11 protein-coding genes and 1 pseudogene are annotated in these 16071 nt (G+C 46.5%); 2 read left to right on the top strand and 10 right to left on the bottom strand.

Annotated features, from left to right (window positions below; translation table 11 throughout):
• Nucleotides 1-190 precede the first annotated feature (190 nt).
• A complete protein-coding gene (locus tag L5M40_RS06095; RefSeq protein ID WP_263175345.1) occupies nucleotides 191-2065 on the bottom strand; it encodes a DUF885 domain-containing protein in 1875 nt (624 codons plus the stop codon).
• A gap of 567 nt (nucleotides 2066-2632) precedes the next feature.
• On the opposite strand from L5M40_RS06095, the gene L5M40_RS06090 reads away from it, so the two are divergent.
• Entirely contained in the window at nucleotides 2633-2842 is a 210-nt protein-coding gene (locus L5M40_RS06090) for a cold-shock protein (RefSeq protein WP_006080998.1), read from the top strand.
• A gap of 108 nt (nucleotides 2843-2950) precedes the next feature.
• Here L5M40_RS06090 and L5M40_RS06085 read toward each other — a convergent pair.
• Nucleotides 2951-4897, bottom strand: a pseudogene (locus L5M40_RS06085) (monovalent cation:proton antiporter-2 (CPA2) family protein).
• A 170-nt stretch (nucleotides 4898-5067) separates the two neighbouring features.
• On the opposite strand from L5M40_RS06085, the gene L5M40_RS06080 reads away from it, so the two are divergent.
• Nucleotides 5068-5958, top strand: a complete 891-nt coding sequence (locus L5M40_RS06080; RefSeq protein WP_105249714.1) for a GGDEF domain-containing protein — start codon at nucleotides 5068-5070, stop codon at nucleotides 5956-5958.
• Nucleotides 5959-6098: 140 nt separating this feature from the next.
• Here L5M40_RS06080 and tilS read toward each other — a convergent pair whose 3' ends face one another.
• From tilS to L5M40_RS06040, 8 genes are all read right to left on the bottom strand, one after another.
• Entirely contained in the window at nucleotides 6099-7538 is a 1440-nt protein-coding gene (gene tilS, locus L5M40_RS06075; RefSeq protein WP_263175347.1) for a tRNA lysidine(34) synthetase TilS, read from the bottom strand.
• A gap of 41 nt (nucleotides 7539-7579) precedes the next feature.
• The gene (dnaE, locus tag L5M40_RS06070; protein ID WP_263175348.1) at nucleotides 7580-11053 is read right to left on the bottom strand and encodes a DNA polymerase III subunit alpha; all 3474 of its coding nucleotides are present in this window, start codon (nucleotides 11051-11053) and stop codon (nucleotides 7580-7582) included.
• 150 nt (nucleotides 11054-11203) lie between these two features.
• Nucleotides 11204-11836 (bottom strand): ribonuclease HII, encoded by a 633-nt coding sequence (rnhB, locus tag L5M40_RS06065; protein ID WP_263175349.1) that lies wholly within the window; start codon nucleotides 11834-11836, stop codon nucleotides 11204-11206.
• Nucleotides 11836-13014, bottom strand: coding sequence for a lipid-A-disaccharide synthase (gene lpxB / locus L5M40_RS06060; RefSeq protein WP_263175350.1), 1179 nt, complete (start codon nucleotides 13012-13014; stop codon nucleotides 11836-11838). The genes rnhB and lpxB overlap by 1 nt, the downstream gene beginning before the upstream one ends.
• A gap of 241 nt (nucleotides 13015-13255) precedes the next feature.
• Entirely contained in the window at nucleotides 13256-14026 is a 771-nt protein-coding gene (lpxA, locus tag L5M40_RS06055) for an acyl-ACP--UDP-N-acetylglucosamine O-acyltransferase (protein WP_263175351.1), read from the bottom strand.
• Nucleotides 14023-14487 carry a 3-hydroxyacyl-ACP dehydratase FabZ gene (gene fabZ, locus L5M40_RS06050; protein ID WP_006080990.1) on the bottom strand — a complete coding sequence of 155 codons (465 nt, stop codon included), beginning with the start codon at nucleotides 14485-14487 and terminating at the stop codon, nucleotides 14023-14025. The genes lpxA and fabZ overlap by 4 nt, the downstream gene beginning before the upstream one ends.
• Before the next feature lie 31 nt (nucleotides 14488-14518).
• A complete protein-coding gene (gene lpxD, locus L5M40_RS06045) occupies nucleotides 14519-15544 on the bottom strand; it encodes a UDP-3-O-(3-hydroxymyristoyl)glucosamine N-acyltransferase (protein ID WP_105249717.1) in 1026 nt (341 codons plus the stop codon).
• 3 nt (nucleotides 15545-15547) lie between these two features.
• Nucleotides 15548-16045 (bottom strand): OmpH family outer membrane protein, encoded by a 498-nt coding sequence (locus L5M40_RS06040; protein WP_028760600.1) that lies wholly within the window; start codon nucleotides 16043-16045, stop codon nucleotides 15548-15550.
• Nucleotides 16046-16071 lie beyond the last annotated feature (26 nt).

The following is a 16071-nucleotide window of genomic DNA, read 5'->3' as shown; positions in this document are numbered from 1 at the left end:
AGTTGTGTGGGATTGTATTGAAAGCCTTGGCCGAAAGCCAGAATGATAGCCTCTATCGATAAACCCACCCTGCCTGCAAGATAAGAGAACACACTTATTCGCAGACAGGGTATGGGCTTTATCGAGAGAAAAGCAATTGATAAATATCAATTATTATCAATGAGTGAGCGTTAACTGCTATAACCAAATGCTAAACTTGCGCTTTAGCGTCAGTGGCTTTGACCTCAGCCTTTTTTGTATCAGCACTTTTTTTATCAGCAATGTAGCGATCGACTAATGTTTCTAAGATATCCAAAGGAACTGCACCATTCTTCAGAACTACATCGTGGAAATCCCTGAGATCGAACTTATCACCTAAGGCCAACTTGGCTTTTTCGCGCAGTTCGAGAATTTTCATCATGCCGACTTTATAGGCCGTCGCTTGGCCTGGCATAACGATATAACGCTCAATCTCTGCCGTGACATCACGATCGGACATGCCAGTATTTTTCTTCATATAGTCAATCGCTTGCTCGCGAGTCCAACGGCTATGATGAATACCTGTATCTACCACTAGACGCACAGCGCGGAACAACTCTGCCTGCAGACGACCGATATTATCAAAGGGATCCTTTTGAAAACCGAGCTCCCAAGCCAAACGTTCGCTATATAAAGCCCAACCTTCAATGTACGCCGTAAAAGGCGCCATCTTACGAATAAGTGGCATACCTTCTAACTCCATCGCCACTGCAATTTGGAAATGATGCCCAGGGATCCCCTCGTGGTAGGCTAAAGTGCGCATACCGTATTTAGGCGTGGCCTTGATGTCATATAAATTGGCATAGAAACGCCCTGGACGACTACCGTCAATCGCGGGCTGCTGATAATAGGCACCTGGCGCTGTTTTCTCTTTAAACTCAGGAATACGCACCACTTCCATGCCCGCTTCGGGTCGAATACGAAAGGCATCACTGAGTCCCGCATTCACTTCATCAAGAATCGCTTGATAATCGACGAGGATTTGCGCCCTACCCGCATCGCTATCCTCGTAGTAAAACTTAGGATCGGCGGCTAATGCTTCAATCGCGACCGAGAAACCTTGGCCCACATCGTAACCTTCAGCGGCTAATATAGTCATGATTTCATTTTGAATGCGATCTACCTCTGCCAGCCCTTTGGCATGGATTTCATCCGCAGTGTAATTGGTGGTCGTGAAGAACTTCAGCAGTTGCTCATAAGCAAGGTTGCCATTAGGCAGCGCCCAATAACCATCATCCGTCCCAGCTTTGGCTTGTAGCTGGGTAAGGTAGTCGATAAATAATTGATACGCTGGATGCACGTAACCTTTAATGTCCGCTTCCGCCGCTGCCAATAACCGTGCTTGCTCATCGGCACTGATATCCGTGTCAGCCAATTTAGTTTTGAAGGAACTGTAGAGAATATTGTCTTGCACTGGCATCGCGACAAACTCATTCATCTCGGTCAGAACACGCTCAATCACAAACTTTGGCGGGATAATCCCCTTAGCCTCACGAATTTTTAAACCTTCGAGAGTTTGCGCAAACTTAAGTTTCACCTTTTGTAAACGCGACAGATAGTTTTCAGCATCGCCCACAGAATGCACTTGGTGCTGCGCCTGCATAAAGCTTGGATACCCGTTTTGCACGCCAAACAACTGATTCAGCGGATAGTTATGGTAACGATAGGGCTCAGAGACCAATGCGAAATCGGCAAGATATAAGGCTATATCCTTGGATATGCGTTGATTTTCATCTAAATCCGTATCGGAATAGCTCAATAAGGTTTCACGCAGATCTCGCACTTGCGCGAAAGTCTTATCCATCGCCTCTGGACTATCATCATCCAAATCGGCGTTATGGCCTGTAATCCCTACCGATTCTAAGAAACCCAATGAGGTTAAGGTCTCAGGGCTTTCGAAAGCCATCTTGACCACACTGCGGTCTAGAAATGCGCGAAAGAAAAACGGCTTTTTCGCAAACCATTCATGGGCGGCCAGCGCCACTAATAACAGCACTAAGACTAAGCTGCCGAGTCCAATCCGTTTTAGTACTGTTTTCAACGTCATTCTCCATTCTTATTATATTCAATCTAAAGTTATCGCCCTGAATCCATAGCTCAAGCACGTTTTTATTGGATGACGAGAATACCATTAACCACAAATAAGCAACAATTCAATAACGTAACGAATCATGACAGAATCCTTACCTAAGCATACAAGCCGCATTTAAGCCTAATGGAACGGATTAAAAGGTTAATCGCAAGTCAGTCGTGGCAAACATAAAAAATATTTTCACACTAGACAACAATCAAAAATACAATATAAATGATTGAATATTAATAGTTATATCTAATTTCGCACTCAATAAGTCGCAAAAAAGCAGTTTCAATATGAGAGGTATTTAAAAATAAAACTATACAAACCCCTAGAGTATGTTAATCTGCACTCCGGCCTGTGATTCAGACCTATTTATAAGCAATATTATGTATTTGAAAACCTTCGCTACGCCTGTAATATTTTTTTTGCTGTCATGAAGCTTTCCACTCATAACTTATCATCAATGTAAATAATTCTATTTCTGGCTAACATACCGCATAATTGCGAATTATTTGTTTGAAAATTTTGGAGACATTCATGTCTAAAACTACTGGTGTAGTTAAATGGTTTAACGAAGATAAAGGTTTTGGTTTTATTTCTCCTGACAATGGTGGCGCTGACGCATTCGTTCATTTCCGCGCAATCGTTTCAGAAGGCTTTAAAACTCTTGCTGAAGGTCAAAAGGTTTCTTTTGACATCGAACAAGGCCAAAAAGGTCCTCAAGCTGCGAACGTAGTTATTCTGTAATTAGACTTTGTCTAATTTAAGTTAACAAGTTCCAGACAAAAATGCCGACACTATGTCGGCATTTTTATATCTGCAATTCAACCGTATCTAAAAAGCCAGCCTTTGGCTTTAGCCGTGCAAGAGTTTAGCCTCGGCTTTCTCAAGTCTTCGTGGTTTACCCACTATCAGTAAGATATCCCCTGCACGAAAAACCCAGTCCTGCTCAGGATGTTCCACTTCAGCGCCATTGCGACGAATCGCCCTTAACTCTACTTTCAATGTTTCCCACAAGATATCGGCAACCGTTTTACCAATCGCGTCAGCCCCACGCGGTAATGCCACCGCATGCAATGACTCTAAAGTAAAATCAGTTTCTGTGCCGGAAAAGAAGCCGTGTAAAAATTGATAATGATTGCGCCGCTCAGATTCTAGCCGTTTTAGGATCCGTGCCAATGGCACACCACATTGGTGTAGTACCTGCGATACTAACATCAAGCTCCCCTCTAAAGACTCAGGGATCACTTGATTAGCTCCCGCCTTTTTAAGCAAGTCTAGATCGCTGTCGTCTTTAGTTCTAACTAAAATTTTAGCCTCTGGTGCCAATAACTTACATAAAGGTAAGACTTCTTCTAAACTACGTGACTCACAAAAAGTGATAACGATCATCTTGGCCTGTTTAACGCCCATTTGTTTTAAAATTGCCCGTTTACACACATCACCGAAATAAATAGGTTCGCCAGCACGACGCGCTTCAGTGACACGCGTTGGATCGAGATCCAATACCAGATAAGGTACAGCTTCAGTTTTTAAAAAACGGGCAATGGTTTGTCCTACTCGGCCGTAACCAAAAATCATCACCAGCTCATGATCATCCATCATCAATGGCACAGCTTCATCCACATGCTTTGCCTGACGGATCCCCAGCGCCCACTTAGCAATATCCACACTATGACGAACTAACCAAGGAGCTATTGCCATGGAAAGCACGGCGACCATGACTAATATGGTACTGATCTCATTATTTAAAAGTTGATAGTTGACCGCTAAAGCCAATACCACAAAACTGAACTCCCCCACTTGAGCTAAGCTCATAGCCGTACTCATCGCAATTCGAAAGGGCTCGCCTACTAATCTTAAAATGCCATGAATGATCAGCGCCTTACCTAGCACAACCGCCACTAAGATCAGCAGTATCTGCCACCAGAAACGCATCACTAAGGTAAAGTCCAGCATCATGCCAATGGAGATGAAAAACAGCCCCATCAATAGATCACGAAACGGTCGTATATCCGCCTCAAGTTGGCGGCGGTACTGGCTTTCTCCCAACAGCATACCCGCCATAAATGCCCCCAGCGCCATAGATAATCCTAGCCACTGAGTAAAAGCCCCTGTGACAAGCGCAACGACTAAGGTCGATAATACAAACAGCTCATTGGAGCGAGAACGCGCAACCTCATCAAATATCCGCGGCAACGCCCACTTACCAAACGCCATTAAGAGGAAAAAGGCCAATATGCCTTTGAGCAAGGCAAAGGCGATGTCCGCGACCATCAAAGGTTCGCCGCCATTGGCCAGTAATGGCAATAGGATCAACAGCGGCACAACCGCTAAATCTTGGAACAAAAGCACGCTGACGGAGAGCTCGCCGTGGCGGCGCCTCAGCCATCCTTGCTCATTGAGTAATTTGAGGACAATAGCAGTAGATGACAACGCGATGGCAGCACCGATAACCAAGGCTTCAACCCAATTCAGGCCTCACAATAGGGCCAAGCCCATGGTCAACAGGGTCGTGATCACCATCTGTGCACTGCCTAAGCCAAATACAGTCCGGCGCATAGCCCACTGCCGCGGCACAGAGAACTCTAAGCCTAAGGTAAACATCAGCAGCACAACGCCAAGCTCGGCAACAGATTGCATTTGATGCTGGGTAAACCAGTGAAAACCACTCGGGCCACTCACTACCCCTGTGAGTAAATAAGCCAGAATTGCGGGTAGACCCAAACGGCGCAGCACAGCAATGGCCACAATGGCAATCACGAGCATAAGTAGTATTTGGATTAAGAAGCTATGTTCCATTGGGGCTATGACTCCTGTCAAAATGCTGACGTGTCAAAAAATCTAACGCTGAGTTTTAAGCTTAACTGAATGACTAACAAAGACAAATTTTATTAACAAATATTGCGGCACGGTATTTGCTTAGACTAGGTTAGAGATGTATCGCACTAACATTTGCTGGAGTGATGATTATGGACTTTGGCCTAGCGACCGAGCTATATCCCGACGAATATCGCTATCAAACAGAACATTATAGTCCCAATGATAATCCATTGGACTTGATACAAGTGATCCAACAACTGCATGCCAGTTTAGATCCTAGGACAGTCTTTGCCTGCTATGGCAAAGTGCTGGGACAACACTTGCCGATCCAAGGCGTGCGCTTAACCTATGGCGAGCACAAATTCAGCTGGGGCAAACGTTATGGTATCAGCGTCAAACGACAGCTCATGTGTGCAGGAATGCCATTAACGATTCAGTACCAACTGGTGACGCCATTTACGCCATCACAAACCTCAAACTTACAGGATATTGAACCGCTGTTATTGCAACCCTTATTAAATGCGTTGCAATATCAAGAAATGTCGATGCAAGCTATGTTTGACTCGCTCACAGGCTTAGGCAATCGCCATTATTACAGTCAGAGTCTCAGTAATGCGACCGCAAGAGCCCATCGAAAACAAGGAGCAGTCGCTCTGATAGTGCTTGATCTTGATAACTTTAAACAACTTAATGATAAATTCGGCCATAAATGTGGTGACTATATTCTGAAGGAATTTGGTGACATCATTCGTGCAACCATACGCAACACAGATCAAGCCTTCCGGATTGGTGGTGATGAATTCGTCATTATTGTCCAAGGCAATATTCATGCGGCAGGCTTGTTATGTGAACGGATTGTCTCGGTAATCAATCAGCACAGTAGTTTCAATCAATTTGGGGTGAGCTGTAGTTTAGGGGCGGCAGAATCACACGATACCATTGAAGCCGAACAACTTTATGAACTCGCCGATAAGGCGCTTTATCAAGCCAAAGCCGCCGGACGTAACTGCTATAAACTCAGCCAAAATCAATTAGTTTAACACGCGCATGGATGCCAAATGAAATGCGATAACTCACTCGCAGCGCGTACCCCATAAAGGTCTAAATCAAACTGACGCGCTGCGTTCCACTCTCCTCTCGCTTTCCTAGAACACACCAATATTCCAAGATTAACTCTCGACTAGAATTCCTTTGCTCCCTCAACAAACACCTGTAAACCAAGTCCATTCGACTCAACAATAAAGCCCTTTTCAACCCACAGCCCAATTGCCATCACCAGTTGCTCGCCATAAAACACAAACCCCACCTTTTCGCGTACCCAAAGCGGAATGGCAAACTCTTGCCACAGTTTCTTTAATTCTCGCCCCTTACCCCGAGAATGCGGGTGGCAGCGAAATTGCCCCGCAAGTTGATAACGCACACTAACGACTTCATCAGGCAAAGGTAAACGGACTCTGGGACCTTGTTTTGTCACTATCAGCCTAATCTGCTCACCATTCGCTAAGCCCGCAGGCGACACGACTAATTCGGTACTATCTCCCTGTAATAAAGAAATAAAGTCATGCTGTGGCAACGTCCAACTCACAGGCTGAGTGTGACGTTTGTGAGTTTGATACTTGAATAAATAGACTTGATTAGCAAAGCGGCGGATTTCACACTCACCCACTCGAATATGCACTTTAGCATCGTCTTTCGCGTTAAGAAGCTGAGTGATGATTTGCTTAAGCTGCACCTTTGAGGGCAAAGCAAAACCTTGGGATTCAATAAAGCCACGTAAGAGTAACGCTTGCCAGTCGGCTGACTGTTCGGCAAAACCATCGAGCTTGAATACACTTTGAGTATGGTAAGGCGCTTGGGTTAACCATAAAGGTAAACGTTCACTCACCAGTAAATCCAGCGTCGCCTGTTGTTCGGCGCACAATGCCGCACTGCGACTCGCAGTTGTCGCAATACTCGGCCAACGCGCTTTTAAGCGGGGAATAATTTCTAAGCGTAAAAAATTTCGATCGTACTTATCGTCTTGATTACTTTCATCTTCAATATGCACTAAGCCCTGCTGTTTTGCGTAGGCTTCAATCTGCTCACGGCTGATATCCAATAACGGCCGCAATTGTTTGCCTTGTGCTAATGCTTGTACTTGCCCCATGGCCGCCAGCCCTTTCGGGCCTTGACCACGTTTGAGCGCCAGCAGAATAGTTTCGAGCTGATCGTCTTCATGGTGAGCTGTCAACAACACATCATTTTCGCTTAAATGCCGTTCAATCGCTTGATAACGGACTTTTCGAGCTTCGGCTTCAAGGCTCAATCTTGGTCCACGATTAACCGCGACTCGCTCAACCGTCACGGGCAGGTAGTAATACTGGCCCCGCTCAAGGCAATGCTGTGCCCAAGCCTCAGCGTTATCGCTTAGGCCATGGTGTACATACACTAGCTGATAATTAAACTCCGGATGTTGCCGTGCAAACTGGCTTAAACCAAAGGCCAAGACTTCGGAATCAACCCCACCACTGTAAGCCAGTACTAACTTGCTGTCAGGCGCTAAGGATTGCGCAGCCAAAAAATCACAGATATGCGCGCTGAGATCGCCAGCAGTCGACGCTTCGTCAAGCTTAACCGACATAAGTTAACTTCATCTGTTTACACCTAAGACATTCACCAACATTAGAATAAAATTCTCACCTTGTTTGGCCCGAGGAGCGATTCGAGCGAGAGCATTAAATCATCGGTCGGATTCACTCGCCAAGCATCGGCTAACCTAAACTGACCTTTGGCTTGAGCTTGAGTGTAATTGATCACCACAGGCACAGCGCCGTTACGCCACGGGCTTAGGGCTTGCTCGAAAGTGTCTAACGCCGATGGCGTTAACTCGCTGCCATCCATATCAATTTCCAGCGCTTTGGCAAAGTGGCTGCGCGCCTCACTGATATCTATGATGTTACGCGCCGTCATACGGTTGCCGCCGGCAAAATCATCGTAACTCACCTCACCTTCACAAATGAGGATGCGGTCTTTCTCCAGCAGATGATTAAACTTTTCAAAGGCTTCGGTAAACAACATGATTTCGAGACGTGCACTCTTATCATCGAGCGTCAACAGACCCATTTTCGAGCCGCGCTTGGTCAGCATCACTCGCGTTGCCACCACTAAACCCGCAGCCTTAGCGGTTTTACCGCGTTCGGTGGGATGCACATCTTTCAAACGACCGGACGTGTAATGCTTAAGCTCTTTTAAATATTGATTGATCGGATGACCGGTCAAATACAAGCCTAGGGTTTCGCGCTCGCCTTCGAGCCAAATTTTATCTGGCCATGGGGTACATTCGACAAACTGCTGCTTACTGTCTTCGGGTTCACTGTTGAGCAAACCAAACATATCGTGTTGGCCAATCGCCTCGGCTTTGGCATGTTGATCGGCGGCGCGAATCGCTTCGGGCAAGGTTGCCATCATAGACGCACGATGCGGCCCAAGAGTATCAAGTGCGCCCGCGCAGATCAGTTTTTCAATCACGCGCTTATTGAGCTTTTTCAAATCGATACGGGCACAGAAATCGAATAAATCCACGAAGGGGCCATCTTTACGCGCCTCTAAAATCGATTCAACTGGACCTTCACCCACGCCTTTAATGGCGCCAATGCCATAAACAATGCGCAAATCATCATCGACGGTAAATTTGAACAAGCCTTTGTTCACATCCGGAGGAATGAGCGGTAATCCCATACGCTCGCATTCATCGACCAAGGTCACAATTTTATCTGTGTTATCCATATCGGCCGACATTACCGCCGCCATAAACTGCGAAGGATAATGGGTTTTTAGCCATAAGGTCTGATAAGACACAAGCGCATAGGCGGCTGAGTGAGATTTGTTAAAACCGTAGCCGGCGAACTTTTCCACTAAGTCGAAGATCTTCATCGACAAGTCGCCGTCGACGCCGTTATTGATTGCGCCCTCTTTAAAGATACTGCGCTGCTTGGCCATCTCTTCGGGCTTTTTCTTACCCATAGCACGGCGCAACATGTCGGCGCCGCCAAGGGTGTAACCCGATAACACCTGTGCAATCTGCATCACTTGCTCTTGATACAGAATAATGCCGTAGGTCGGCGATAGCAGTTCTTTTAGGGATTCATGCTGGTACTGAGAATCGGGATACGATACTTCTTCGCGCCCATGCTTACGTTCGATGAAGTTATCTACCATGCCCGATTGCAACGGCCCCGGACGGAATAGTGCCACCAGTGCAATCATGTCTTCGAAACAGTCGGGCTGCAGACGCTTAATCAAATCCTTCATACCACGGGATTCGAGCTGGAATACCGCCGTAGTTTCATACTTTTGCAGCAAACGGAAACAGGCGGGATCCGTGAGTGAAATCGCCTCAATCCGTATTGGTTTGCGCCCGTTTTTCACTTCGACCTTGTTCACCATCTCCAGCGCCCAGTCGATAATCGTCAGGGTTCTTAATCCCAAGAAGTCGAACTTCACCAGCCCTGCGGTTTCAACGTCGTTTTTATCGAATTGTGTTACTGGGTTTTTGCCTTCTGCATCGCAATAGAGCGGCGCAAAATCGGTAATTTTTGTCGGTGCGATAACCACTCCACCGGCGTGCTTACCAGCGTTACGGGTTACGCCCTCGAGCTTACGGCACATGTCGATCAGATCTTTTACATCTTCATCGGCATCATAGGATTCTTGCAACGCTGGCTCGACTTCAAAGGCTTTCGCCAGTGTCATGCCAGGTTCAGGGGGAATGAGTTTAGAAATTCGGTCAACGAAACCATAGGGATGACCGAGCACACGGCCAACGTCGCGGATAACCGCTTTTGCCGCCATAGTACCGAAGGTGATGATTTGCGATACCGCTTCGCGGCCGTACAACTCGGCCACGTGGTCAATAACCTCATCACGTCTATCCATGCAGAAGTCGACGTCAAAGTCGGGCATGGAAACACGCTCAGGGTTCAAGAAGCGTTCAAACAGTAAGTCAAATTCGAGCGGATCTAAGTCGGTGATTTTGAGCGCATAGGCCACAAGTGAACCCGCGCCCGAACCACGACCAGGCCCTACTGGGATACCGTTATCTTTACCCCATTGGATGAACTCCATCACGATCAAGAAGTAACCGGGGAACCCCATCTGGTTGATCACTTTGAGTTCGATATCGAGGCGCTCGTCGTATTCACCGCGTTTCTCGGCGCGCACTTCAGGATCGGGGAACAAAAACTCAAGCCGCTCTTCAAGACCCTTCTTCGAACAATCGACCAGAAAGTCTTCGATGGACATATCACCCGTCGGGAAATTAGGCAGAAAATACTCGTATAAACGAATCGTGACATTACAGCGTTTAGCGATTTCGACACTGTTCGCCAACGCCGCAGGAATGTCGGCGAATAGTTCACACATTTCCTCTTCGCTACGCAAATACTGCTGTTCACTGTATTTTTTAGGTCGACGAGGATCGGCAAGGGTAAAGCCATCGTGAATTGCCACCCGAATTTCATGGGCATCAAAATCTTCGGGTTTAAGAAACACCACCTGATTGGTCGCCACAACAGGGATGCCCTTCTCCTGCGCTAAGGCCACCGCCATATGCAGATAACGCTCTTCATCGGGGCGACCTGTGCGGATAAGTTCGAGGAAATAACGGTCAGTGAAATGGGTCTGATAAAAGTCGCATAAAGATTCGACTTGTGTGCCATTGCCCTTGAGCAGTGCCTTACCCAGATCGCCTTCTTTGGCGCCCGATAACAGCAAAATGCCTTCGTTATAAGTGAGTAACCACTCTTGGTCTATCACTACACGGCCGGCCACTTGGCCACGCAAATAGGCTTGGCTGATGATTTGGGTCAGATTCTGATAACCGACATTGTTCATCGCAATGATGGTTAAGGCACATAATTCACCGTCAAATCCAGGCACTTGCATCCAAAAATCGGCACCAATAATCGGCTTGATCCCCGCACCATGGCAACCACTGTAAAACTTCACCAAACCACAAAAGTTATTTTGGTCAGTCAATGCGACCGCGGCCATTCCCTGCGCTTCCACCTGCGCCAAAATAGGCTTGACCTTGGCCACGCCATCGGTCATAGAGAAGTCACTGTGGACACGAAGATGCACAAAACGAGGATCGGACATAATTAGGATTATCTTTGAATAGCAGGTTAACAATAACTAGAAAGCAGACTAACAAAGTCACGCAGCCAGAGCCAGTGACTTTGCTGGATAACGGGAACTTATACCCAAACAACCTGAAACTCGTATCTTCAGGTAGCTTGGGAGCACAGCTTACAGCCCCAGTAATGCCTTGACGGGTTTAAAACTTTTACGATATTGGTCAAACACCCCATGTTCGGCGATGGCCTCAAAATGCGCCTTAGTCGGATAGCCCTTATGCTTAGCAAAACCGTATTGCGGATAAGCAGCATCGAGCACATCCATCTCACGATCCCGCGTCACTTTGGCGATAATCGATGCGGCACTAATACTGGCAATTAAACCATCACCTTTAATGATGCTGTGACTGGTAAGCGAGACGCCATTATGGGCAACAAATGCCGGACTGCGATTGCCATCAACTAACACCAACACAGGCGCAATCTTAAGCCCTGCAACCGCGCGCTGCATTGCCAACATAGTGGCATGCAAGATATTAAGCGTATCGATTTCAGCAGGACTTGCGCGGCCCACGTGATAACACAGGGCTTTTTCACAAATCTCATCAAACAAAGCTTCGCGACGCTTCTCACTGAGTTTCTTGGAATCATTCAGACCACTGATGGGCTTGTTTGGATCTAAAATCACAGCCGCAGTCACCACATCACCAACTAAAGGCCCACGGCCGACTTCATCCACACCAGCAATTAATCCCGTCGAAAAGGCCAGCAAATCGGCGTCGGTTAAACTTTTAAAAGTTGCCACTAGTTAGCCTCCAGCGATTTAGCATGACTTGGTTTAGGCTCAACCAGTGCCATTACCGCTTCAGCGGCTTTTAAGCTCGCATCACGGCGTAACACTTGGTGCAGGGCATCAAACTCAGCTTTGAGCGGCGTAAAATCTCGATTTAACTCGACTGTGACCGCCGCAGCTATTTTCTCTGGCGTGCAATCTTCTTGAATGAGCTCAGGGACGAGATCTTTTCCAGCCAATAGATTCGGTAACGAGAAACGCTCGACCTGCATCATGCGCTTAGCAATCCAATAGGTCATAGGGCTAACACGATAAGCCACCACCATTGGACGCTTAACCAACATGGCTTCTAACGTCGCGGTGCCTGATGCTAATAAAATGCCATCGGCAGCCGCCATGACTTCGCGCGACTGACCTTCGACCATATGAATTTCGAGATCCGGTGCAAAATCCTTCAGCGCTTGCTCAAATTGCTCACGGCGTTTTTGATTGACCAGCGGCGTCACAAAACGTATATCAGGGAAGTTCTGTTTAATCAGTAAAGCCGCCTTCACGAAAGGCTCGGCCAGTTGCTTTAACTCGCCACCACGGGATCCCGGTAGAATCGCTAAATATTCTGCATCGGCATCGAGTTCAAGTAACTGACGCGCCGCCGCTTTATCGCTTCGCAACGGAATATCATCCGCTAAGGTATGACCTACAAAGGTGCAAGGTACTTGATGCTTGTCATAAAAAGCTTTCTCAAATGGCAATAGCGACAACACCATATGGGTCGCCTTCGCGATTTTGAATATACGTTTGGGGCGCCATGCCCACACGGATGGGCTCACATAATGAACGGTTTTAATACCGCACGCTTTGAGTTTAAGCTCGAGGCCTATATTAAAATCCGGTGCATCTATACCAATAAAACAATCGGGCTTAAGCACGGTGATCTCTCTAATCAAGGATGACCGCACTTTTAATAAGCGAGGTAGACGGGATAACACTTCAACGATTCCCATCACTGCGAGTTCTTCCATCGCAAACAGGGATTTGAAGCCTAGGGCTTCCATGCGGGGTCCTCCGATACCGACAAAGCGCGCATCGGGATGGGTCTTTTGCAGCGCAGCCATTAAACCTGCACCTAAAATATCGCCTGAGAGTTCTCCGGCAACCATGGCAAACACTAATGGAGTTTTATTGCTCATAAACCAATCACGTCTCATGAATTAATGGCATTGGATGAAGAGGTAAACCGCACCTAAAATGCATCGTTCCAAGCCTACACTTATGTTAAGTTAATGATTCAATTAATGACTAAGCTCATTTATGGTCGAATGCATTGATGAATAAACGCATTTTTAACGACTACGTCTACCACAAAAAAGGCTTAAACCAATAATACAAAAGGGCATAAAAATGCCCTTTTGTTGTCATGTGGTCATCAAGTTAGCGAATAATGCCGCGACTCGATGACTTTACAAACTCAAGCAGTAATTTGACTTGCTCATCGTTCTGCGCATCTTCAGCTAATGCTTCAATCGCTTCTTCTACCGTTAAGCTGCTACGGTATAAGGTCTTATAAGCACGACGCACCGCCAGTTGGCTTTCTTTAGAAAAACCGCGACGCTTCATACCCTCGCTATTTAAGCCGCGAGGCACTGTCGGTTGACCCGCTGCCATCACAAAAGGAGGCACATCCTGCAGTACTAAAGAACAACCAGCAGTAAATGCATGGGCACCAATATGCACAAACTGATGCACACCTGTCATACCGCCTAAAATCGCCCAGTCACCGACGTGCACGTGACCTGCAATAGATGCGTTATTCGCCATGATGACATTGTCGCCGACCACACAGTCATGGGCGATATGCACATAGTTCATAAACAGGTTATTCGACCCAATACGAGTTTCACTGTTATCTTGAACTGTACCGCGGTGAATGGTCACGTGTTCACGGATGACGTTATTGTCGCCAATGATCAGTCGTGTCGGCTCACCTGCGTACTTTTTGTCTTGGCATTCTTCACCAACGGAGGCGAATTGAAAAATACGATTCCCTTTGCCGATAATCGTTGGGCCTTTGACCACCACATGGGAACTCAACCAACAATCATCACCAATTTCGACGCCCGCACCGATATAGGTCCAAGGGCCAATAGTGACGTTATTGCCAATTTTTGCATCGGGATGCACAAACGCTAATGTATCTATCACTGACTAATCTCTCTGCGGGCACACATGATTTCAGCGGAACAAACCACTTCACCATCCACTTTGGCCTCACCGTAGAAAACGCCAATCCCGCGGCGCTCTTTAATCATTTTGACATCAAAATGAATTTGATCTCCTGGCTCAACCACACGTCTAAAACGGGCATTATCGATACCAGCAAAGTAATACAACACACCTGGTGGTGGTACATCACTACTCATCGTTTTAAAGGCTAACAGGCCAGTTGCCTGCGCCATCGCTTCTAAAATAAGCACACCTGGCATCACAGGTTGTATCGGGAAATGTCCCTGAAAAAATGGCTCATTTATTGAAACGTTTTTGATCGCCTGCAGACTAACACCAGGAGTGTAATCAAGCACACGATCGATCAATAGGAATGGATATCTATGGGGTAGATATTTAAGTATTTCTTTAATATCCATAGTGTTCATTTGATTAGACACGAACCGAGTTCCTCAAATTGCCTTGGGGCAATTAATCTGGTGTTTTTAAATTTTTTTCCAACGTTTTAACACGCTGGAACAGTTCATCTAACTGACGGAAACGAACTGTATTTTTACGCCAAAGTTTATTGTCCATTGCCACGGTGGCAGAAGAGTATAAACCGGGCTCACGCATATTAGTGGTGATATTGGTAGCACCAGACACATGCACACCATCGGCTATGCTTAAATGACCTGCGATGGCACAGCTACCACCAATAATACAATATTTACCAATAGTGACACTGCCAGCAACAGTAGTACTGCCTGCAATAGCAGTATTTTCGCCGATTATATCGTTATGGGCAATTTGCACTTGGTTATCAATAATCACACCGTCGTGGATCTCTGTATGGCCTAATGCCCCACGATCTACCGTTGAATTAGCACCAATCTCAACCCGATCGCCAATACGCACGCCACCTGTCTGCGGAATTTTAATCCACTGACCACGTTCGTTAGCATAACCAAAACCATCTGAGCCTAATACGGCACCCGAATGGATAATACAATCCTGTCCTAAATGCACATCGTGATAGACGGTGACATTAGCCCACAAACGTGTTTTTGAGCCAATAACCACATCTTGTCCCAGCACAACACCGGCACCAATCTGCACATTTTCACCTAAAATGACGTTCGCACCAATCACAGCATTCGCGCCAATAGCGACACCTTCCCCTAAATGGGCTGAAGGATCAATTTGAGCCGAAGGATGGATGCCCACCGCCGCTTTGGGTGTCGTGTCCAAATACTGAGCAACACGGGCAAAACCGACATATGGATCTTTTACAATTAACGCAGTACCTTGATAATCCTGCGCATCTTTAGCTGACAATAACACCGCACTCGCTTGAGTTGCCTCAAGCTGAGAGCGGTATTTACTGTTGGCTAAAAAAGAGATCTGACCCGCCTTGGCATTTTCTAAGGTCGCCACACTATTAATAATTAGCGTTTCGTCGCCTTGGATATCACCGTCTAATAACAGGCATAGCTCTTTTAAAGTCACACTATTCATCTATTACTTGCCTTTGCTTAAGGCTTCAACCACTTTGCCACTGATGTCAGCGTTAGGCTTAACATAAATGACAGCACCACGTTGTAATACCAAATCATATTGGTCTTTTTCAGCGATAGTGTTGATGGCTTTTTGCACTTTAACTAACAGTTTATTTTGCTCTTCACCTTGGCGACGACGTAGGTCTTCATCCAATGCTTTGCCTTTTAACTGATATTCAGATTTTAGCGATTCCATTTTACGAACCAGCTCTGTTTTTTGTGCATCGTTCATTAACGCACCGTCACGTTGCTGCTTCTCCATCAGAGAACGCATTTCTTCTTGCATTTTTTGGACATCAGCTACGCGATCACCAAACTCTTTCTTCAGAGATTGGGAGATCTGTTCACGTTGTGGGAGCTGTTCAAACACAGCGCCCATATCCACTACGGCAATTTTCTCAGCATGTGCCACTAACGGCGCGCCTAACAAAACTAACGTCATCAGCGCGCAATTTACCATCTTGTTCAAAATAAACTCCTTGTTAC

Source organism: Shewanella sp. SM68 (assembly GCF_025653925.1).
Lineage (GTDB): Bacteria > Pseudomonadota > Gammaproteobacteria > Enterobacterales > Shewanellaceae > Shewanella > Shewanella oncorhynchi.
This window is presented reverse-complemented; position numbering and strand designations above follow the sequence as displayed.

Bases quoted from the DNA above. Each gene is read 5' to 3' on its own strand.
- dnaE (WP_263175348.1), bottom strand. From the start codon at position 11,053: ATGTCCGATCCTCGTTTTGTGCATCTTCGTGTCCACAGTGACTTCTCT.
- L5M40_RS06090 (WP_006080998.1), top strand. From the start codon at position 2,633: ATGTCTAAAACTACTGGTGTAGTTAAATGGTTTAACGAAGATAAAGGT.
- tilS (WP_263175347.1), bottom strand. From the start codon at position 7,538: ATGTCGGTTAAGCTTGACGAAGCGTCGACTGCTGGCGATCTCAGCGCG.
- L5M40_RS06095 (WP_263175345.1), bottom strand. From the start codon at position 2,065: ATGACGTTGAAAACAGTACTAAAACGGATTGGACTCGGCAGCTTAGTC.
- lpxD (WP_105249717.1), bottom strand. From the start codon at position 15,544: ATGAATAGTGTGACTTTAAAAGAGCTATGCCTGTTATTAGACGGTGAT.
- lpxB (WP_263175350.1), bottom strand. From the start codon at position 13,014: ATGAGCAATAAAACTCCATTAGTGTTTGCCATGGTTGCCGGAGAACTC.
- L5M40_RS06040 (WP_028760600.1), bottom strand. From the start codon at position 16,045: ATGGTAAATTGCGCGCTGATGACGTTAGTTTTGTTAGGCGCGCCGTTA.
- L5M40_RS06080 (WP_105249714.1), top strand. From the start codon at position 5,068: ATGGACTTTGGCCTAGCGACCGAGCTATATCCCGACGAATATCGCTAT.